The following is a 20998-nucleotide window of genomic DNA, read 5'->3' on the forward strand; positions in this document are numbered from 1 at the left end:
GCTCGACTTGCATGTGTTAAGCCTGCCGCCAGCGTTCAATCTGAGCCATGATCAAACTCTTCAGTTAAAAAGCTTGCTCACTCAAATCGTTACACTAACAAATAACTTAATTAATCTGTCATCCTAAGACAACAAATCAACATAAAGCGAATTGTTTGTAGACTCTCGTAAGACTTCAATTTTTTTGATCAACTACCTTCCGGTAAACCGAACGGCGATGATCTTCTGAAGACTCCAGCGAGCGCCCACACAAATTATCTGATTATCTATTTTAAAGAGCGTGCTAACCTGTTGGCTTACTTAGTAAGCTAGACATCGTCTTCGTTGTTGTGAAGCGTTGTCCGTGTCAGCGAGGGCGTATATTAAGGATCTACAGATTTAGTGCAACCCTTTTCTGAGAAAAAGTGACATTTATCGCAATTAATTTAAAAGAAAACAAAAATCGTTTAATTAACCAACAAAAAGGCCACTTTCTGTTTGTTTTTTACTCTATTCGTTAGACGGTAGGGCTTTTTTTTTCGCCTCCCAGTCGACATTTGGCGCACTAAGACCATGGCCACCAGCGTAACCTGCACTCTTAGGCTCTTCCCAACCTTCTAATGCACTGGCTTCTAACTTATAAATCTCCACTTCCAGCGGATGGCAGGTTGATAATGGATCTTTTGCTTCTGGTCCCCATAGATCTACAGACAAATCCCCACCAGGGCAGCAAGATAGCGCACACAATAGATCCATCTCTGCAAAAAACTCCAAATAGTCCCCCTTCTTAGCAGGACAGGCTTTCATGAAGTATTTATCTTCATCATTGAGGCCCGTACATTGGAAAATATTCAGCACATCATGAACATCAAATTCTGTTAAGCCATACGGTAGTACCGCGCGCACCAAGTTCGAATGGCAATGAAAGTCGAAATCTTCTCCTGTGAGTAAACGGTTAACATAAGGATCGCAACGCGTGCCCAATAAATCATGCACTCTACCGCCCTCTGCATCTTGCCCATAGTCCGCCAAACTATCATCTATGATGGTCACCATAGGGCGGAGAAAAGGTAAGGTCGACCAAAGACGATCATGAATGCTGACGTGCGCTCTTTGCATTTGTCGAGTACGAGAAGCCCACATACGCTCACGAGGGTCATGCTTGTTCCACATATTGAAATCCCCAACCTGTGGTCCGTCAGACACACGTACCCTGAACACATGACCAGCCGGCACTTCCCATGCTTTGCCAGAGCGCATCGGAATCTTAATCGTTTCCACTAAGGTACGTTGCGCGCCTCCCTCTTTTAAGGAGTTATAAAACGCGGCATCCACCGCCAGTTTTGATCCAGGTCCAGCTCGGTACGCCGCTTCTACTTGACTCATAATGTACTCCCATCTTATTGACTATTTGACTTAGATTAATAAAACCGGAAACTCAAATAAAATGACATTATTTTAAAATACATGACAAATAGTATAGAGGTTGTTGATGAGTCATCCATATACGGCACTGCACACCTTTCACCTCGCCGTTCGCTTTAAGAGCTTAAAGCACACAGCCGCGTATTTACATTTAACAGAGTCGGCTGTTAGCCATCAGATTAAGCGCTTAGAAGCCCAACTCGGCTATGCGCTATTTTATAAGTCAGGCCGTCAGCTCAAAGTCACACCGGAAGGTCGACGCTTATCTAATGAGCTCGCTGCTCCTTTTGACCATATCGATCAACTGCTTTCCACTCCAACCGACGAACGACATCACCCACTGACCATTTATTGTATGCCGTCCCTGATTGAACCTTGGTTACTGCCGCGCTTATTGACCTTTAAAGAGACCCAGCCCAATTATGAATTTGTCATCAATTACCATTCTTCCGCCCCAGAATATTTAGACGAATACAGCCTACGCATCGGCAGTCATGAAGAAGGCGATAGCAGCCCTTATTTACGAACTAAGATTCTGACCGGAGAAACCATCCCTGTTTGCAGCCCTATTTATCTCGCTCGCTTTACCTTGCCCATTTCCAGCACAGACATGCTTGCCGCAGATTTACTTCACGACCATCAACAAGACAGCTGGCAAGCTTGGTTTAGCGCTCAAGGACTCACATTAAACAAACCCACCCAACTGCTCTATGAAGACTTTCATTTGTTAAAGATGGCAACCATTGCCGCACAAGGTATTGCCCTGTGTCCACAAACCCTAATTCAAGAAGACTTGGACAACGGCATCCTAGTTGCATTATCAGAACAGAAAGGAAACATCGGGCGCTACTATGCCATTGAACACAATCAATACGCCCACGCAGACATTCAAACCTTGCTGCAGCACCTCCTTTAAATGCAAAAAAGCCAGTATGGAATCCATACTGGCTTAGGCAGATCTATTACTGGGTTACAAGGCAATCCCTCTAACACGACGCCATGCTAATCCTAAGAATGAATGGACTGCTCTCTACGTCGCTTAACTTCATAAACAATCGCCAAGATAACCGTTATCGAAATCATCACGAGGCCCAACGCATTGACCGCTGGCGTTAGACCGGTACGGACTTTAGACGCGATATAGACGGTCAAGGTGGTGTCATAGCCTTTTACAAACAATGTCGTGTTGTAGTTTTCAAACGACTGTAAGAAAGCAATACCAGCAGCAGAAATGATCGCAGGCTTCAAATACGGCAATAGAATCCGGCGAAACGCTTGCCACTGTGTAGCCCCTAGACTCAAGGCCGCATTTTCCAACGTCCGATCAAAGCGCTGCAATCGCGCCAATACCATCAACATAACATACGCGGCGATAAAGGTTGTTTGCGCAATGACGGTCAGCATAACCCCGCCACTAACGGACAAGCCCTTCCAAAAGATCAAGGTTGAAATACCCACGATAACGCCAGGCGTTAATAATGGGGACATCATTAAGGAATAGAGGAAGGTTTTCCCTCTCCCTTGAAAGGTCGACAAGAACAACGCACAACAAATACCAATCGGCACTGCGACAACCAGCACCCCAACCGCAACGATGACACTGATCCAGAGGGCATGCCACATGGCATCATCTTCTGCTAGCGCACTAAACCACTTAAGAGTGAAGCCTTTCCAAGGAGAGACCGTAGGGAAACGGCTGTCGTTAAATGTCGCTAACCCCATGATGATCAGCGGCGTAAACAGGTACAAAAAGAACACGCCAATATAGAAGCGTACACTCCAACGTAGGATTGTTTCAGATTTCATTTTGCAATGTCCCCCAAGCCCACTTTAAAGATACGCATAACCAAAGCGATAAAACCAATACAGATGATAAGCAATAAGAAGGCATAAGCCGCGCCTTGGTTCCAATCGCCACCCTCAAAGAACCAATTGTAGATGATTTGAGTAAACCAACGACTGCCTGGTGACCCTAAAAGAGAAGGCACGGCATAGCTACCCGCCGCCAACATAAAGGTCATAATACAACCTGTCGCTATCCCTGGCTTGGCATGAGGAATGATCACTCGCCAATGGGTGCGAATCCAGCCTGCTCCCAAATTACGAGCCGCTTTAACTTGATTGCTGTCTAAGCTTTCAATCGCGTTGTAAATAGGAAAAATCATAAACAAAATATAGGCATACACCATCCCGATTAAGACACCACCATCTCCTGACAAGAAACGTATCGGTCTATCTATAAAACCCAGGCCCAGCAACATCGCATTTAATGGCCCCTTATAGGCCAGAATAATGTACCAAGCAAACGTCCGCAGGATTTCATTAATCCAGAATGGGATCACTAACAGCAACAGACAAAAAGCGGCTTGCCTCGGCGTTGCCACTTTCGCCAGATAAAAAGCAATCGGATAACTCACCAACAAGGTAAGCGCTGTAACCAATACGCTCGACCAGATGGTTTTTAAGAAAATCTTTAAATGGATAAGATTACTAAACAGCGTTTCGTAATTCCCTAGAGAATACACATCTTTAGGGCCACCTATTTCAGAAGGAAATAAGTTCGGGCGAAAGGAATAATCCACCATCAGTAGCTGAGGCAAAATCACCATCCCCAGCAACCAAATTGCAATCATGCCGAGAATGCCAACCGCTAAGCTGCTACCAAAGCGCGCTTTCAGTTGGCTAAACATGATCCGCCCCTCCAATCACCACCGCATCTTCAGCACGGTACGATAAAGACACAGGTGCGCCCTTTACTAAGCTGTCTGTATACTGATGCGAGCCTAGCTGTATCGACAAGCTGGTTTGCGCCTGTGTATTCGCATTCAAGGTTAGATAAGACCCTTCGAAGTTCACTTCTTCGATGGCGCTAGGAATAGTCAACATATTATTTTCTGCCGCCAAACGAAAATGTTCAGGTCGAATAAATAGGGTGGCATTGTCACCCACATTGACACCGCTTTGAACACGCCCCTGCAAATGGCCCAATACACCGCAATCTAGATCAGCGATGCCATTATTAAGCTGAGTAACACACCCTTTAATACCGTTATTTTCACCCACAAAAGAGGCGACGAAGGCCGTTTTTGGGTCTCGGTACAAGGTAATCGGATCTGCGACTTGCTGTATTTTCCCTGCAGACATTACGGCAACACGATCCGACATCGTCAATGCTTCGCCTTGATCGTGAGTGATATAAATAAAAGTGATGCCTGTTTTACGCTGGATTTCTTTCAACTCAATGCGCATATGCTGACGCAATTTAAGATCCAAGGCGGACAATGGCTCATCCAGCAACAAGACTTGAGGCTCAACCGCCAAGGCACGAGCAATGGCAATTCGTTGTTTCTGCCCACCCGACAATTCAGAGACTTTTTTGGTGCCGCTGCCTTCTAGTGCGACCAATTCTAGCAGTCGATCCGAGGCCTTTTTCCGCTCACCTTTCGAAACACCACGCACTTCTAGGCCAAATTCAATGTTTTCAGCCACTGTCATTAATGGAAACAGCGCGAGGTTTTGAAAAATCATCGAGGTCGGACGTTTATTCGCTGGCACGCCCCGCATACCTTGACCGCCAATTTTCACGTCGCCATGCGTCGGGTCAAGAAAGCCACTGATCATATTCAAAATGGTGGTTTTGCCACACCCTGATGGCCCTAAGAAACTAAAAAATTCACCCGACTCAATTTTCAAATCGGTTTTCTGAATAGCGGTGAAATCACCAAACTCCATAACGACATTATCTAGATGAACACTGCTGTCCATGTTACCTCTCATTGATATTTTTATAGGTGAAGATCGCTAGACGAAAAAGCCCCTCACAGAGTCAGACTGCAAGGGGCTTTTCGATATCTGTATTACGCAGACAGGTAACGATCTTGGTATTCGTTACGCAGGGCAACGTACCAAGGTTCTTGAATTGGCCACCACCATAGGTTAGCAAGATCTTGCTTAGTATAGGATGAATCGAAGAAATCTTTTGTCGCTTGAGGCAACAAGGCTTCTGCGCCTTTAGACGTTGAATTATAGCCTGTAGACTCAACAAACATAGCGCCGGCTTCTGGTGTGTAATACCAGTTAATAAACTCGTAAACAGAATCCACGTTGTTCGCATTCTTCGGAATAACAAACCCTTCCATCCAAGCCAATGCACCTTCTTTAGGCGCACCGAAGGCCACAGGCTCCCCTTCCGATTTGAGTTTGAATGCGGTGCTATCCCAAGTCTGTCCAATCACTGCGCCATTAGTACGGAACGCGCCTTGCGCTTCATTTTCCGTTGACCAGAACTGTGCAATAGAAGATTTGTGTTCCGCGGCAACTTTTAAGATCACATCAAAATTGGCGCGCATGGCTTTTTCGTTTTTATACGAATCCAATAATGGGTAAGGCAGTTTGCCCGCTTTTTCTAACCATAGACCAATGCCCACCAGCGCCGAATGGCCACGTACTGTTACGCCACCCGAATTCTCTGGCGCCCATAAGTCACCATAGCTTAGGTTTTTAGGGTCTACTTTTGCGTATTCTGTGTTGTAAGCAATGGCTTCTGTTCCCCAATCCGCAGGAGCAAAGTAACGCTTACCTTTCACAACACCACCGACTTCAGAACCACTAATAGCGCTCTCCAAACAGCCATCCCACTTAATTCGAGAGGTATCCAAAGGCTGAACCAAATCGTAATCTACATAACCTGGCACGCGATCGACTGTCGGCATGATGATATCAAACCCGGTACCGTCCGTGGCGCGCAGTGAGTTCATTAACTCATCGTTTGTACCATAAGGTGTAAAGGTCGCATTGATGCCAGTCTTAGCTGTAAAGTCAGCCAACATAGCGTCTGTGATGTATCCTGCCCACGCATAAATACGCAATTCTTTATTCGCTGCAATCGCTTGGTTAATAGAAAAAGGGGTTGCTGCAACCGCGCCTGCGGCGGAAGCACCTTTTATAAACTGACGACGTGAAAGGGTCATTCTAGAGCTCCTTGTGAGTAGTGCCATTATGATCTTATTTTCAGAAGTTTACATAACGCCTTTAAACAAAACAGACGCCTATACGACTCTTATTTTTCATTAAACGAGTAGTCAATAAAAAACCATAATACAAAACAATGACGATTTTGTTACGACTTAGAGATCAATGCCGTCAAATGGGTCGCGTATAGTCAAAAAAACGTCGTTTTTGCTAAAAAGTAATCATTTTCTTATTGTTCCTAAAAATAAACTTAAACGATTCACCAAAAACTATCAATTCGAATGCGAACTTAAATCATTCTAAACTTAATAAAATTTTTTCTAAGTCAATCACACATGTTCGCTAATGAAGACTCGCCACACAAACAAAAGGCAAAAAAAAACCAGCGTAATAACCTACCCATAAGGATAGGCTAATTCGCTGGTTTTTTTATTTAAAAAAGAAAAACTAGAACAAAACGCGCGCTTTGACGGTTCCGTCTACTTCTTTTAATTTCTCTAGCGCCATTTCACCGGCATCGGCAGACACATCCATGACCATGTAACCCAATTTTTCCGTGGTACGTAGGTACTGGCCTGTGATGTTGATATCGTTGTCAGAGAAAATAGCGTTGATTTTAGACAACACGCCAGGACGGTTCTCATGAACATGTAGAATACGGTGATTGTCCGCTTGCGAAGGCAATGCCACTTCAGGGAAGTTAACCGCTGCAATGGTGGTGCCCACATCAGAGTATTTAATCAGCTTCTCAGCCACTTCAATACCGATATTTTCTTGCGCTTCCATGGTGCTACCACCAATATGAGGCGTCAAAATAACGTTATCTAAGCCGCGTAATGGAGAAACAAATTCTTCTGTGTTGCCTTTAGGCTCAACAGGAAATACGTCTACTGCCGCACCGCTTAAGTTACCCGCTTTGATCGCGTCCGCAACCGCACCTAAATCGGCTACTGTGCCGCGAGAAGCGTTGATGAAGATAGATCCTTTCTTCATTTTCGCCACCTCATTCGCACCAATCATCATTTTAGTAGAGTTGGTTTCTGGTACATGCAAGCTGATTACATCACACGTTGCTAGCAATTCGTTCAAGCTCTTAATCTGACGCGCATTACCTAGAGGCAGTTTGGTGATGATGTCGTAGAAACACACTTCCATACCCAAAGATTCAGCCAACACACTAAGCTGAGTACCAATGCTACCGTAACCAATAATGCCTAGGCGTTTGCCGCGTGTTTCATACGAACCTACAGCGGATTTGATCCAACCACCACGATGACAGGCTGCATTCTTTTCAGGAATACCGCGCAACAACAAAATCAACTGACCAAGAACCAGTTCAGCCACACTACGCGTATTCGAGTAAGGCGCGTTAAAGACGACAATCCCTTTCTCACTGGCCGCGTCCAAATTCACTTGGTTCGTACCAATACAGAAACAACCAATCGCCACCAATTTATTGGCATGGGATAGGACTTTTTCTGTCAACTGCGTGCGGGAGCGAATACCAATGAAATGCGCTTCAGAGATCTTACTGATAAGCTCATCTTCAGCCAGTGCTGTTTTATGGTACTCGATATTTGTATAACCAGCGGCATGTAATGCATCCAGTGCAGATTGATGCACGCCTTCTAATAACAAGATTTTAATTTTGTCTTTGTCTAGTGAGGTGTTGCTCATGGCTCGTTCGACTTCTCTATTATGGTGGGGGGAATTTGTGTAAATATGTTAACACAGAACATTCAATGTCGTATTCAAGATACTAGAATGTCTTTCATTATGTTAAGAGCAAAACTCATGCAAACGGTTGTTTTCTTTTTTTCTGCGCATTGCTCAAAGAACAAACAAAATGGTCATGCTATTTAACCAATAAAAAAGGGGCTCATAAGCCCCCTTTCCATTATTCAGCGGTGTCTAAACGTTCTAAGAAAACACCTGTTTCTACATGATGCGTATAAGGGAACTGATCAAACATGGCATAGCGAACGACTTTATGAGTGCTCGCCAGCGCTTCCAAATTCGCTTTCAATGTTTCAGGGTTACAAGAAATATAAAGAATACGATCCACTTTACGAACCAACTCTACGGTGGCATCGTCCAGTCCTGCTCGTGGCGGGTCTACTAAGACAACGGATGGCGACAAAGCGTCCACTCCGGCCTGTAATAAGGTTTTTGGCAATTCACTTTCGCCATTCAATGCGGCCGAGACGTCTTCACTCGCCATTTTCACCACCTGAACATTACTCATACCGTTAATAGCAATGTTCAACTGTGCGGAATTCACTGACACTTTTGATATTTCTGTGGCCACAACACGATCAAATCGACGTGCCAACGGAATGGAAAAATTACCATTACCACAGTACATCTCAAGCAAATCGCCAGACAGGCCTTCTGTTACATCCAGCGCCCATTCCAACATTTTTTCACTGATTCCAGCGTTGGGTTGAGTAAAGCTATTTTCTACTTGCTGGTAATGAAATTTTTGGCCATGAACGGTCAATGTCTCCATGACAAAATCACGTGTCAGAATTTGTTTTTTCTTACGACTACGACCGATAAAGTGACAAGCAGGAAAGGCCTCACTCATTAGGCGAGCGGCTTTATTCCACTCATCATCGATCGGCTTATGGTAAAGCAGGCTAATCAAGGCTTCGCCTGTTGTGGTAGTGAGAAAATCGACCTGAAACAGCTTATGACGCAACACAGGGATATCGCGCACGGCATCAATCAATGCTGGCATCAGTTCATTAATAAGAGTCGAGGCAGCAAGAAATTGATCGGTTCGAATCGGCGTTCTTGGCTCCGCAGAATCAAACATAGCGTAATACAGATCATCGCCTTCATGCCAAATACGGAATTCTGCTCTCATTCGGTAGTGAGTAGGATCACTAGGAAACACTTCCAGATCAGGCAATGGCAGGTCGGCCATTAGGCGAGTCAGCTCTGCGTGTTTTTCTTCAAGCTGTTGTTCGTATAGTTCAGGTTGGATTTGATCCGGTCTCATGACACATTCTCTTAAAAACGATGGAAACTCACCACATTGAGCGCGGCATTATACGAGTTCCAACCCGACAAATCTAATCACTGTTTGTTATCTGGTCGCTCGAATTCACTTCGGGACTAAATACGGGTTCCCAAAAAGGATTTCTAAAGAAAGGGTCAAAGAGAAATCGGCACGATAATTCTCGTCTGCTTCGTACGTCATTTGTGGTTTAACATGACCAATCAGCCAGTTTTTATGCAAAAGTCGGCTGTAATCCACAAAGTACAAAAAGCTGTTGCCGTTTGTATCATCGCCCTCTGCTTGTAGAAAGCTGAGTTGATACAACAATTTGTTTCTTTCGTTGATGGTCTGATTTAGAAAAATATCTTCTCGATAATAAATTTCATCATCTTGCGCAAACCAAGTCGTTCCAAAACGACCACCATATTGAAAATCCTCTCCTAGCTGATGAGCATAACCAAGCTTATAACGTAGCCCGGTTCCTTCCGTATAATACGCAAAAGCCTCTTCTTGCTGATACCAGCGCCATCGCTCATATTGCTCTCCTTGCGAGAAGCGCGTGCGTAAAAAAGGATTCAAAGGGAAGGCCAATAATACGCCACCATCAAAATCTGCACCCCAGCTTTTCTTGATGTATCGAACCGCTGCTGACACATTGGAGTTTGCGACCGAGTTCGCCACGCTACTGTCTCTGGATGTTTCTGTAATTTCGTTGTCGCTCGTTAGATGATCGCCATCTGATTCAATCACAAGGCGCAATCTATCCTTTGTGTTAGGCAGTTTTAAACGCGCGTTAAAATCAAAAAAGCCGTCTGCCCCCTCTTCACTCAAGATAGGACCAAAACGTAAGCGCATATAACTTTTATTGGACAGGGCTTGCTTATTACCTGACAAAAACATGTCAATATTACGTGACCAACTGTCGACCGTTTCTGAGACGGATTGGTGAGCCGACTGCCACCAAGAACCGCCTTCTTCTTGCGACACTTGATGGCTCTCTTCTTCGAGGGGCTTATCGCTCTCTGGGTCTGACGCCATGAGTGGCGCAGACAAAATGAGGCAACCGGCGAACAATAAAGCATCCTTGCAAAATATCATTATTAGCCGTTTTTCAGCATTTGCTGAATCATTAGAGAGGAGTTTTCCGCCGCAACTTTCAAGTATTCCTCAAAGCTTTGTGGCGACTCTTTACCTGCAATGTCCGATAAAGATCGAACGACAACGAAAGGCGTACCAAATTTAAAGCATACTTGAGCCACCGCGGCCGCTTCCATTTCAGCCGCTACCATCTCAGGAAACAAGGCTCTGACCGTTTCGACTCTTACTGGATCGTTCATAAAACTATCGCCGGTGCCGATTAAGCCGACCTTCGCTTTCACACGATTAACATCTTGAACGGCTGTTTGCGCTTGTTTAATCAGTGCCGCATTCGCTTCATAGGTAGCTGGCATACTTGGCACCTGACCCATAGGGTAGCCAAATGCAGTCACATCAACATCATGGTGAACAACGTGATCAGAAATCACCACATCCCCAACATTTAGCTCCTCTGCAAAACCGCCGGCAGAGCCAATATTAATGACGTATTCTGGAGAGAATTTTGATAGCAATAACGTGGTCGACAAAGCGGCATTTACCTTGCCAATGCCTGATTGCAACAACACCACGTCTTTTCCCTCAAACTGGCCGATGAAAAAATCACAGCCGGCGATGCTTTCTTTGCGCACATCGCTCATCCAAGATTTAATAACGGCTACTTCTTCATCCATAGCACCAATTAAACCAATCACCTTACTCATTCATATCTCCTAATAATAATTGGCACTGAATGAATTCTTCCAGTGCACTTATTTGCTCCCCTGTATACGGGGTACTTATTTCAAACAGTGCGACATGTTCCGGTCTTTCTGGCCAGTCTTGTACCGCTAAACAACGCACTTTAGGGTAATGACTTTGTACTCTCAGTAAGACTGAGCTGGCTTGAGGCTCTAATAGAACAATGACCGCATCGGAGTGATACGGTAAAACCGAATCATAACCTGACAAGTCTGATAACCATTGAGAGGCAATCGATCGTTGCTCTAACTCGGCGTATAAAATCGCTTTTGTGACGCGACTACCGCCTACGATTATCCAAGATACCCCTTGGCTCGCCATCAAGGCGGGAACTATCGCCTTGCGTTGTGTCGACTCAATCAGTGCTTGGTGGAGGCTATAATCAAACACGCACCCCGTCACTGAAAACACATCATAATCCCCTAACTCAACAGGCCGTGTATTTAACCAAACCACAGGTAATTGCGTACGGTTATATTGTGTTTCTAAATCGGCTGTTATCGTTTGCTGAACCTCCATTTCTTGATCGCACCCAACAATGACTGCATCAAATTGTTTGATCGACGCCGATTGCATAAAAAAGTCATCGCCCGATAAAAACACCTTCACAGTCACACCTAAGCGCTTTAACCCTTCTTGGACCCTATCTGAATCAGAGTAGTCGTTGACCACCCAAGCGACCACTAAACCGCTCGATAACACAGCATTTTCTTTACCATGCCATTCGAATGGAACATGGATCCGCAAAGCGTTGTTTCGCAACTTATGAGATTGACCACCCAAGGGTTTGAGCACAATCATTAACACCCACTGAAAAAACGGCCGCGATACCATATCGTTGCTAACAACGATTTCTAACATACCGTTTTCAAAACGCACCGTGATGCTTTTTTCCTGCATCGCATTGGTCACTGCCATCATGAAGACCAGATGCAACAAGCTCTTAAGATATGGGTCCAGCGCCACAATGGCGGCACCAGACTCCACTGGGCAGTCAATGCGCATGATCGCAACGTCCAGACCCAACTGATGCATCACATGGGTACTTTCTTGGCTCAGCAGCTTGCCGATGGACGACTGCTCAACGCTGTTATCTATTGTTTGAAAGCTTTCGAGGATTTCTAACACCAAGCTGATCCAGCCTTGCAAATACCCCTCTGGTGAGTATGAGGGTAACTGCGATAGATACGTCATTTCACTCAGTAGCACCTCGACTTCCAATTTTTGATTCAAATCGAGTGTCGACGGTTTTAATTGCTCTAGCTGCCATGACAAACGCCGTTCTTCAGTGGTATCACGCCCTACTAAAACAATGCTTCTAAAGCCATTTTCATTAATAAATGAATGGGCACGCCAGTGGTAAATTTTGTTCAAATTGGAAAGAGTAAGCTCGAAGGAAACCCCCACCCCACCTTTGAGCACTTCTTGAATCGCCTTATGACAAGAGATCGGCATGAAATCAAACACAGTCCGAGAGTTCTTATAATGCGGAAAAAGGCGAATAGCATCCTGATTGATTTCTTCGACTTCGGCCATTTCATCACAGAAAATAATCGCGCTATGGGTGGACTCTAACAACAATTGGAATCGATTTTCTTTCGCCGTTAAAAAACCACGGTATTGGAGACTTTTGGCTTGAATCGGTTGTAACTCACTGTACATAACCTGATCACTCTCAGGGTATTGAGCAATCATACTCAGCGGCATGAACACAAGACGCTTAATCAAAAACATCAATAAGGCATACAAGCCAAGCAAGACCAAAAACACAAAAATCAGCACCTGCATCCACACCGACAAAATGGACTCTGAGATGGGAATTCGTTTCGACAGGCTCAAGCGATATTGGCTGCTGTACACAGGTGTCTCAATATCACTCATCACGGCGACCACGTTATCTGACGGGTCAAAGCCCGCTTTGCTTTCTTTTAAGAGCAAGGCGCCTGTCTCTCTATCATACAAGCTGATTAAGTCTGCCTTGGCGCCATCTAATAGCTCACTTGATAGCGTTAAGTTATTGTTTAATGAAACAAAGCCATATAAATAACCTTCTAAAATACGCCCCTTAGACACCAACTTCTTTTTATACATTAAAAGAATAGCACCGTCCGCCGTTGACACTTTTACCCAGCGATTAATAATGCCTTTAGTCAGCAGCTCGGGGATGTTGTCTTGCGTATAAACTCGCGCTCTTGGGTCCGTGGCGCCTTTGCGCTTTGCCCAGTCAATATAAAAGAAATCCAAGCCACCAAAGAACAGCACCTCATGATGAGAAAACAACATATCCAATTCTGTACCAGGCCGGTAATCCCCTAGAATTAAATCTTGGCTAATGTAGCCCATCTCATATTCTGCACGGGTTAAATAGCTATTTAGCACCTGCTCAACAACATGACTGCGCACTAATAAATTGCTTTTCGCTGCATGGCGAGTGGCACCATCGATGGCCAAAATAGAAACAAAGCCAACGACAATAAAAACCAAGGAAAACAGCAATAAGATGCGGTAAAACGCCCGGCGCTGCAGACTAATGGCCGCTTTCATAAGGCGGCTCCAGAATAGCGATAGGCTCGGCGTATGAGCAATTTGAGACTTTCAGCATCCAAATCTGACGAAATAAGTGACGCCTGCGCAATGTAGAGCTTAGGGACCGCTTCTCCTTCTAAATCGCCTTTAATACCTTCTGCTATGGCAATGGCCAAATCGTCCCATCGAAACAATGTACTCACCAGCGTTCGCTGACTGGTTAGGTTTGACAACTCATTGCTGGAGAACCCCCAGCTATTTGTTTTCACGCCTGCTGAAGGGAAAGCTTGAATCGCGGATGCCACACCATCTGAAATATTTTGTGTGCAACTAAAAATAAAATCGACTGAGTTTGCTGCTAATAAACGACGGGCGGCTTTTTTAGCGCGCTGAACCGAACTTTCCATCGTCTGAATTCTTTGAATAGGACGATTAATCGCTGCCATAGCATCCAGAAAAGCATCGCAGCGCTGATCGCCTAATGCCGTAGAGTCGGCCAAAAATGCCGCTATTCTAGCGTGTGGAGGAAGCTGACGATGAAGGTAACTCACCAGCATATTGACGATTTTAACCTTATCAAAGCCGATATACATGAAAGGTGGATGATTCTGCCAATTCGATAACGGTGTCGCCATATCATAGAACATCACCTTAGGATGCCCCTCTCGCAGCACCTGCTCAACATAACGGCTTTGCACTATGTCCAACTCTGTAATGATTAAATAATCCGGTCGAGAGCGTTTTAACTTAGCGTATTCAGCCGCATCATAATGATTACGCTGGCCGTAAAAGGTTTCCAGTCGATAATCTATTTTCAGCTCACTCATACGACGTTGGAACGCATTAACTAACGAATGGTTCTTGAGTGTCTGGGCTCGACCGAACAACAACATAGTGACCTGCACAGGACGACGTTGAGGTTTATCTACTGGGGTTGGCGGAGAATTCACTGTGGCAGAAAACTGATCACTGAGTGCTTGCTGCTCTGGGTATAGCGAATAGAAATGGCTGCTGTCCATAGTGAACGACTGCACATTAGCCGCTTGAAGAGGCATACACCCGCTGATAATAGCGATTACAAACAGCGTGAAAGGGAGTCGTCGCATTATTTGATCCGATAGCGCTTCAATTAAGAAGCCGTATTAAAAGTAAGCAACAAAAAAGATAAGCGGTATCACAAAGCAACACAAGCGATAGCCTGAGAAAATACGAATGAATTGCCGAAATGACAAATTTTAGACATAAAAAAAGCCGACATAAAGTCAGCTTTTTTTAAATATGGTGCGGAAGGAGAGACTCGAACTCTCACGCCGTGAAGCACTGGAACCTAAATCCAGCGTGTCTACCAATTCCACCACTCCCGCAAGGAATGGCGAGCATTATAGGCAAATCATTTTTCTGGTCAACACTTTTTTTCAATTATCTGATAAAAAGTACAAAACAATTTCTATAGGCTCGCCTTCAGGCATTAATCGCGATTAAAAATTGCGACCGTTTAGGTACTCACCACGCTCATAGCGCACTGCCATCTCTTCAAGATCCATCGTTTGGATACGAGACGCTTGTCCAGCACAGCCAAAGGCTTCGTAACGGTCAATACAAACCGCCTTCATGGCTTTGATGCTTTCGGTTAGATACTTACGAGGGTCGAAGTTGCCCTTATGCTCTGCAAGGCTACGACGAATCGCACCAGTCGCAGCTAAACGCAAGTCGGTATCTATGTTTACTTTACGCACACCGTAACGGATCGCTTTAACGATTTCTTCCACAGGCACACCATAGGTTTCCGGGATTTCACCACCAAATTCGTTGATAATCTCTAACCAATCTTGCGGCACAGAAGAAGAACCGTGCAACACAATGTGTGTATTAGGCAGCAATTCAACAATCTTCGCGATGCGCTCAATGTCTAAGATATCGCCAGTAGGTGGACGAGTAAACTTATACGCGCCGTGGCTAGTACCGATGGCAACCGCTAGCGCATCAATGCCCGTTGCGTTCACAAAATCTACCGCTTCTTGTGGGTCTGTTAGCATTTGATCCATGGTCAAGATACCAGAAGCACCCACACCATCTTCTTCTCCAGCTTCACCTGTTTCTAGCGAACCTAGCACACCCAACTCACCCTCGACAGACACACCACACGCATGAGCAAACTCAACCGTACGGCGAGTCACATCAACATTGTAGTCATAACTGGCTGGCGTCTTTCCATCGGCCATTAGAGAGCCATCCATCATCACGGATGAGAATCCAAGCTGAATAGAGCGCTGGCAAATGGCAGGAGATGTACCATGATCCTGATGCATAACAACAGGAATATGCGGAAAGTCTTCAATGGCCGCAGAGATAAGGTGACGAAGGAAGTGAGAACCTGCGTATTTACGAGCCCCTGCAGAGGCTTGCATGATAACAGGAGAATTCACCTCATTCGCTGCTTCCATAATGGCTTTAACCTGCTCCATGTTATTCACATTAAAAGCAGGAAGACCATAGCTGTGCTCAGCGGCATGATCCAACAATTGACGCATACTAATTAAAGGCATAAAAGTTTTCCTCTGACAATAATCTCCTATGAACATCATAGGAGACGGAGTTATGGCGAACTCTCTGGTTATTTATTTTTTCATAGACACTATCACTAGCGTTATGTGGCTTACGCCTTATCGTCATTGTCATCCTCGACACACGTGCCGAGTTAGTCACTCTCTAGTTTTATTATCCGTCGACTCATCATCAAAACGATCCGGTCAACGTGATTGGCTTTACGCCTTTATTATAACGAACGATTTTCGTCGTTCTTTGATACTAATTTTGCGCGCGACGCTCTAACATCGCAACCGCTGGAAGCACTTTTCCTTCAACAAATTCAAGGAAAGCACCGCCACCTGTCGAAATATACGAAACATGGTCAGTAATATCGTACTTATCAACGGCAGCCAATGTGTCGCCACCACCAGCAATAGAGAAACCATCACTCTTCGCGATCGCCATGGCTAACGCCTTGGTACCACTACCAAACTGGTCAAATTCAAATACGCCAACAGGACCGTTCCAGATGATGGTTTTTGAATTTTCCAACAAGGCAGCAAACGCCGCAGCGGCTTTTGGTCCAATGTCTAAAATCATGTCATCAGGGCCAACATCTTTGGCGTCTTTAATGATGGCTTCTGCATCCGGCGCAAACGCCGTTGCCACAACAACATCTTCAGGCAGAGGAATGCTGGTTTTTGCCATCAAGGCTTTAGCCTGTGGAATGAGATCTTCTTCATACAAAGATTTGCCGATTGGGAAACCCGCTGCGGCAAGAAAAGTGTTCGCGATACCACCACCGACAATCAGCTGATCCACTTTATCGGACAAAGATTCAAGCACGGTTAATTTGGTAGACACTTTAGAGCCACCCACAATCGCCGCCATTGGGCGCGCAGGATTCGCCAAGGCTTTTTCCAAGGCATCCAACTCTGTCGCAAGCAATGGGCCTGCGCAGGCAATCGGAGCAAATTTGGCAACGCCATGGGTCGAGGCTTGTGCACGGTGAGCGGTACCAAAGGCATCCATTACAAAGACATCACACAAGGCCGCCATTTTCTTAGCCAGGCCCTCGTCGTCTTTTTTCTCACCGGCGTTAAAACGTACATTTTCTAGCAATACCAATTGCCCTGCTGCAACGTCTACACCCTCTAGCCAATCTTTTACAAGAGGCACTTCTTGCCCCAATAAAGAAGACAAGTGCTGAGCGACAGGCAACAATGAATATTCTTCTTCATACTCGCCTTCCGTTGGGCGGCCTAGGTGAGACATCACCATAACTTTTGCGCCAGCGGCTAACGCCAATTTTAACGTCGGCAACGCGGCACGAATGCGTGCATCACTTGTTACCTTGCCGTTTTTTACCGGCACATTTAGATCTTCGCGAATAAGCACACGCTTGTCGGCTAAATCAACGTCTTTCATTTTAATTACGGTCATGCACGATTTCCTCGTCATTTAACAGCTATAAATATCGAACTCTAGAAACATTACCTGATGATGACATCAGCCCAATGCTTGGCCACATCCAACATACGATTGGCATAGCCCCATTCATTATCAAACCAGCATAATAGCTTTACCATACGCCCATCAATGACATGGGTTTGGGTGCCATCAACAATCACTGAGCGTGGGTCATGATTGAAATCCACAGACGCGTGAGGCTCATTGGTAAAACCAAGCAAACCAGCATACTTCAAGGTTGCGGCCTGCTGTAATCGCTGATTGATTTCTTCCTTGGTCACTGCATTTTCTGTACGCAAAACCAAATCAATTGCAGAAACATTTAACGTAGGTACACGCACCGCGTTGCAGCCTATTTTCCCGTCTAATTCGGGCATTAATCGAGTAATCCCCCGAGACAAACCAGTATTAACCGGAATGATAGAACTCAGTGCAGAGCGCGTTAAACGTAAGTCTTTAGGGTTATAGCCATCAATAACGGGTTGGTCGTTCATCGCCGAATGAATTGTTTGTGCGACACCATGCTCAATCCCTGCAAACGCTTTGATCGTGTCTAATACGGGAATCAGACAATTGGTAGTGCAAGACGCCGCAGAGACAATCGACTGTTCGGCGGTAATTTGATCCTGGTTAAAACCAAAGACGATCGTTGCGTCCACATCGGCTGCAGCAGGCTGGGAAAGTAACAAGCGAGGAACCCCCGCATCTAGATAGCTTTGCGCGCCTTCACGCTCAGAAAAGCTCCCTGAACATTCCAGCACCATGTCCACATTTAGCGCTTTCCAATCCAATAAATCCGGCGTTTCACAATGAAAACAACGAATTTCGTCGTCGCCAATGATGAGCGAATTTTGCTTAGTATTAACCGGTTTAGGAAAGCGGCCATGCGTCGTGTCATAGCGCGTAAGGTAACTCATTGTCTCGATATCAGACAACTCATTGATCGCCACCACCTGAAGGTGATCGCGGTAGCCGTTTTCGTATAAAGCGCGTAGTACGGAGCGCCCTATTCGACCATAACCATTGATAGCGACTCGTAACATAGCCCTACTTCATCACAACAAAAGGCTTTTCACAGCCCTTCACAAAAAGAAGAAAAAAGAGGCGCACTGATCAGCACACCTCTTTTGCTCGATGTATATTAAGCGGACAACAGTTTTTCTGCCGTGGCTACGACGTTATCGACTGTGAAGCCGAAGTGTTTCAACAAATCGCCACCAGGAGCAGATTCGCCGAAGGTTGTCATGCCAACAGTTGCACCGTCAAAGCCTACATATTTATACCAGAAGTCCACATGCGCCGCTTCGATCGCAACACGCTTAGTCACATTGCTTGGTAATACGGACGCTTTGTAGTCTGCATCTTGAGCGTCGAAAACGGTCGTAGAAGGCATGGACACAACACGTACTTTCGTACCTTTTGCCGTCAATGCTTCTGCAGAAGACATCGCCAGAGCAACTTCAGAACCCGTCGCAATCAAGATCAAATCTGGTGTGCCAGCACAATCTTGTAGAACGTAACCGCCCTTCGCGACATTGGCTAGCTGTTCAGCCGTACGCGCTTGAGCAGGCAAACCTTGGCGAGAGAAAATCAATGATGTTGGTCCATCACGACGCTCAATCGCGGCTTTCCAAGAAACCGCTGTTTCTGCAGCATCACATGGACGCCAAACAGACATATTTGGTGTCATACGTAAGTTAGCAAGTTGTTCAACTGGCTGGTGCGTAGGACCATCTTCACCTTGACCAATAGAGTCATGGGTGTAAACGAAGACATTCTGAATGCCCATCAAAGCAGACATACGTACCGCGTTGCGCGCGTATTCCATGAACATCATGAAAGTCGCACCGTAGTTAATAAAACCACCGTGTAAAGACGCGCCATTCATGATGCCGCTCATACCAAATTCACGAACACCGTAGTAGATGTAGTTACCAGAGGCATCGTCTTGAATGCCTTTTGAACCAGACCAAAGTGTTAAGTTAGAACCCGCTAGATCGGCAGAACCACCTAGTAGCTCAGGCAAAATAGCACCAAAGGTACCAATGGCATTTTGAGACGCTTTACGACTCGCGATGCTTTCGCCTTTGTCTTGGCATTCTTGAATAAAGGCTTGTGCTTTTTCTTCGAAATCCGCAGGCAAATCGCCTTTCAATACACGACGATCAAATTCTGCCGCCAATTCTGGGTAAGCCGCTTTATACGCTTCAAAAGACGCTTCCCATTGAGTTTGTGCTGCCGCGCCTTTTTCTTTGGCATCCCAACCTGCGTACACATCTGCAGGTACTTCAAATGGCGCGTGTTTCCAACCAAGAAACTCACGAGCCGCAGCGATTTCTGCATCGCCTAATGGCGCACCGTGACAGTCGTGGCTACCGGATTTATTTGGTGAACCAAAGCCGATAATTGTTTTACAGCAAATCAATGTGGGTCTAGACGTTTCTGCTTTCGCCGCTTCGATTGACGCTTTGATTGCTTCTGGATCGTGTCCATCAACACCAGCAATAACATGCCAGCCGTAAGACTCAAAACGCTTAGGCGTATCGTCAGTAAACCAACCTTCTACATGGCCATCAATGGAAATGCCGTTGTCATCCCAGAACGCGACCAACTTACCAAGGCCTAAGGTACCCGCCAGTGAACAGGCTTCATGGGAAATACCTTCCATCAAGCAGCCGTCGCCTAGGAAGCAATAAGTATTGTGGTCAACAATAGTGTGACCTTCACGGTTAAACTGAGCCGCTAAGGTTTTCTCAGCAATGGCCATACCGACAGCATTACTGATACCAGCGCCAAGTGGCCCTGTGGTTGTTTCAACACCGTCTGTGTAACCGTATTCAGGGTGACCCGGTGTTTTAGAATGCAACTGGCGGAATTGTTTGATGTCTTCAATGGATAAGTTGTAGCCAGAAAGGTGCAACAAAGAATAAATCAGCATAGAGCCGTGACCATTGGACAAGACAAAGCGGTCACGATCAGCCCATTTCGAATTGGTTGGGTTATGCTTTAGAAAATCGTTCCATAGCACTTCCGCGATGTCTGCCATACCCATTGGGGCACCTGGGTGGCCTGAGTTAGCTTTTTGTACAGCATCCATACTCAGAGCACGTATGGCGTTAGCAAGTTCTTTACGAGACGGCATTGTTATTCCACTCCTGATAGCTCAACGAACAATAAAAAATAGGTTTTATGCTGTGAATTAATCTTGCAATTCACCGGTAGCTCACGCACCAAAATAAAGCAAGAAAAACGAAACAA

The 20998-nt window shown here is 45.5% G+C and carries 16 protein-coding genes, 1 tRNA gene and 1 rRNA gene; 1 reads left to right on the forward strand and 17 read right to left on the reverse strand.

Features of this window, described 5'->3' with window-relative positions:
* Positions 1 to 67 (reverse strand): 16S ribosomal RNA (locus tag ACIGBN_RS09885); the annotation flags it as partial.
* Positions 68 to 489: 422 nt separating this feature from the next.
* Positions 490 to 1365 (reverse strand): urea carboxylase-associated family protein, encoded by an 876-nt coding sequence (locus ACIGBN_RS09890; protein ID WP_396665169.1) that lies wholly within the window; start codon positions 1363 to 1365, stop codon positions 490 to 492.
* Between the two features lie 106 nt (positions 1366 to 1471).
* On the opposite strand from ACIGBN_RS09890, the gene ACIGBN_RS09895 reads away from it, so the two are divergent.
* Positions 1472 to 2320 (forward strand): LysR family transcriptional regulator, encoded by an 849-nt coding sequence (locus ACIGBN_RS09895; RefSeq protein WP_396665171.1) that lies wholly within the window; start codon positions 1472 to 1474, stop codon positions 2318 to 2320.
* Positions 2321 to 2412: 92 nt separating this feature from the next.
* On the opposite strand, the gene ACIGBN_RS09900 is transcribed toward ACIGBN_RS09895, so the two are convergent.
* The 15 genes from ACIGBN_RS09900 to tkt form a co-directional block, all read right to left on the reverse strand.
* Positions 2413 to 3210 carry an ABC transporter permease gene (locus tag ACIGBN_RS09900; protein ID WP_133002134.1) on the reverse strand — a complete coding sequence of 266 codons (798 nt, stop codon included), beginning with the start codon at positions 3208 to 3210 and terminating at the stop codon, positions 2413 to 2415.
* The gene (locus ACIGBN_RS09905; protein ID WP_133002135.1) at positions 3207 to 4094 is read right to left on the reverse strand and encodes an ABC transporter permease; all 888 of its coding nucleotides are present in this window, start codon (positions 4092 to 4094) and stop codon (positions 3207 to 3209) included. Before ACIGBN_RS09905 ends, ACIGBN_RS09900 begins: the two co-directional genes overlap by 4 nt.
* Entirely contained in the window at positions 4087 to 5169 is a 1083-nt protein-coding gene (locus ACIGBN_RS09910) for an ABC transporter ATP-binding protein (RefSeq protein WP_133002136.1), read from the reverse strand. Before ACIGBN_RS09910 ends, ACIGBN_RS09905 begins: the two co-directional genes overlap by 8 nt.
* A gap of 92 nt (positions 5170 to 5261) precedes the next feature.
* The gene (locus ACIGBN_RS09915; RefSeq protein WP_133002137.1) at positions 5262 to 6374 is read right to left on the reverse strand and encodes an extracellular solute-binding protein; all 1113 of its coding nucleotides are present in this window, start codon (positions 6372 to 6374) and stop codon (positions 5262 to 5264) included.
* Positions 6375 to 6822: 448 nt separating this feature from the next.
* Positions 6823 to 8052, reverse strand: coding sequence for a phosphoglycerate dehydrogenase (serA, locus tag ACIGBN_RS09920; protein WP_133002138.1), 1230 nt, complete (start codon positions 8050 to 8052; stop codon positions 6823 to 6825).
* 220 nt (positions 8053 to 8272) lie between these two features.
* Positions 8273 to 9379 (reverse strand): tRNA (uridine(54)-C5)-methyltransferase TrmA, encoded by a 1107-nt coding sequence (trmA, locus tag ACIGBN_RS09925; RefSeq protein WP_396665175.1) that lies wholly within the window; start codon positions 9377 to 9379, stop codon positions 8273 to 8275.
* Between the two features lie 105 nt (positions 9380 to 9484).
* Positions 9485 to 10477: a hypothetical protein gene (locus ACIGBN_RS09930; RefSeq protein WP_396665177.1), complete on the reverse strand. Its 993-nt coding sequence runs from the start codon at positions 10475 to 10477 to the stop codon at positions 9485 to 9487.
* A gap of 2 nt (positions 10478 to 10479) precedes the next feature.
* The gene (gene mtnN, locus ACIGBN_RS09935; RefSeq protein WP_396665179.1) at positions 10480 to 11178 is read right to left on the reverse strand and encodes a 5'-methylthioadenosine/S-adenosylhomocysteine nucleosidase; all 699 of its coding nucleotides are present in this window, start codon (positions 11176 to 11178) and stop codon (positions 10480 to 10482) included.
* Entirely contained in the window at positions 11171 to 13759 is a 2589-nt protein-coding gene (locus ACIGBN_RS09940) for a hypothetical protein (protein ID WP_396665181.1), read from the reverse strand. Before ACIGBN_RS09940 ends, mtnN begins: the two co-directional genes overlap by 8 nt.
* Positions 13756 to 14847, reverse strand: coding sequence for a substrate-binding domain-containing protein (locus tag ACIGBN_RS09945; protein ID WP_396665183.1), 1092 nt, complete (start codon positions 14845 to 14847; stop codon positions 13756 to 13758). The genes ACIGBN_RS09940 and ACIGBN_RS09945 overlap by 4 nt, the downstream gene beginning before the upstream one ends.
* Positions 14848 to 15020: 173 nt before the next feature.
* A tRNA-Leu gene (locus ACIGBN_RS09950) sits at positions 15021 to 15105 on the reverse strand.
* A gap of 114 nt (positions 15106 to 15219) precedes the next feature.
* The gene (gene fba / locus ACIGBN_RS09955) at positions 15220 to 16287 is read right to left on the reverse strand and encodes a class II fructose-bisphosphate aldolase (protein WP_133002144.1); all 1068 of its coding nucleotides are present in this window, start codon (positions 16285 to 16287) and stop codon (positions 15220 to 15222) included.
* 262 nt (positions 16288 to 16549) lie between these two features.
* Positions 16550 to 17713 carry a phosphoglycerate kinase gene (locus ACIGBN_RS09960; RefSeq protein WP_133002145.1) on the reverse strand — a complete coding sequence of 388 codons (1164 nt, stop codon included), beginning with the start codon at positions 17711 to 17713 and terminating at the stop codon, positions 16550 to 16552.
* Between the two features lie 50 nt (positions 17714 to 17763).
* Complete coding sequence (locus tag ACIGBN_RS09965; RefSeq protein ID WP_133002146.1) at positions 17764 to 18783, reverse strand: type I glyceraldehyde-3-phosphate dehydrogenase; 1020 nt, start codon at positions 18781 to 18783, stop codon at positions 17764 to 17766.
* Positions 18784 to 18881: 98 nt separating this feature from the next.
* Positions 18882 to 20882, reverse strand: coding sequence for a transketolase (gene tkt, locus ACIGBN_RS09970; RefSeq protein ID WP_396665186.1), 2001 nt, complete (start codon positions 20880 to 20882; stop codon positions 18882 to 18884).
* Positions 20883 to 20998 lie beyond the last annotated feature (116 nt).

This window comes from Marinomonas sp. NPDC078689 (genome assembly GCF_044542435.1).
Classification (GTDB): Bacteria; Pseudomonadota; Gammaproteobacteria; order Pseudomonadales; family Marinomonadaceae; genus Marinomonas; species Marinomonas arenicola.

Bases quoted from the DNA above. Each gene is read 5' to 3' on its own strand.
- ACIGBN_RS09890 (WP_396665169.1), bottom strand. From the start codon at position 1,365: ATGAGTCAAGTAGAAGCGGCGTACCGAGCTGGACCTGGATCAAAACTG.
- ACIGBN_RS09895 (WP_396665171.1), top strand. From the start codon at position 1,472: ATGAGTCATCCATATACGGCACTGCACACCTTTCACCTCGCCGTTCGC.
- ACIGBN_RS09900 (WP_133002134.1), bottom strand. From the start codon at position 3,210: ATGAAATCTGAAACAATCCTACGTTGGAGTGTACGCTTCTATATTGGC.
- ACIGBN_RS09905 (WP_133002135.1), bottom strand. From the start codon at position 4,094: ATGTTTAGCCAACTGAAAGCGCGCTTTGGTAGCAGCTTAGCGGTTGGC.
- ACIGBN_RS09910 (WP_133002136.1), bottom strand. From the start codon at position 5,169: ATGGACAGCAGTGTTCATCTAGATAATGTCGTTATGGAGTTTGGTGAT.
- ACIGBN_RS09915 (WP_133002137.1), bottom strand. From the start codon at position 6,374: ATGACCCTTTCACGTCGTCAGTTTATAAAAGGTGCTTCCGCCGCAGGC.
- serA (WP_133002138.1), bottom strand. From the start codon at position 8,052: ATGAGCAACACCTCACTAGACAAAGACAAAATTAAAATCTTGTTATTA.
- trmA (WP_396665175.1), bottom strand. From the start codon at position 9,379: ATGAGACCGGATCAAATCCAACCTGAACTATACGAACAACAGCTTGAA.
- ACIGBN_RS09930 (WP_396665177.1), bottom strand. From the start codon at position 10,477: ATGATATTTTGCAAGGATGCTTTATTGTTCGCCGGTTGCCTCATTTTG.
- mtnN (WP_396665179.1), bottom strand. From the start codon at position 11,178: ATGAGTAAGGTGATTGGTTTAATTGGTGCTATGGATGAAGAAGTAGCC.
- ACIGBN_RS09940 (WP_396665181.1), bottom strand. From the start codon at position 13,759: ATGAAAGCGGCCATTAGTCTGCAGCGCCGGGCGTTTTACCGCATCTTA.
- ACIGBN_RS09945 (WP_396665183.1), bottom strand. From the start codon at position 14,847: ATGCGACGACTCCCTTTCACGCTGTTTGTAATCGCTATTATCAGCGGG.
- fba (WP_133002144.1), bottom strand. From the start codon at position 16,287: ATGCCTTTAATTAGTATGCGTCAATTGTTGGATCATGCCGCTGAGCAC.
- ACIGBN_RS09960 (WP_133002145.1), bottom strand. From the start codon at position 17,713: ATGACCGTAATTAAAATGAAAGACGTTGATTTAGCCGACAAGCGTGTG.
- ACIGBN_RS09965 (WP_133002146.1), bottom strand. From the start codon at position 18,783: ATGTTACGAGTCGCTATCAATGGTTATGGTCGAATAGGGCGCTCCGTA.
- tkt (WP_396665186.1), bottom strand. From the start codon at position 20,882: ATGCCGTCTCGTAAAGAACTTGCTAACGCCATACGTGCTCTGAGTATG.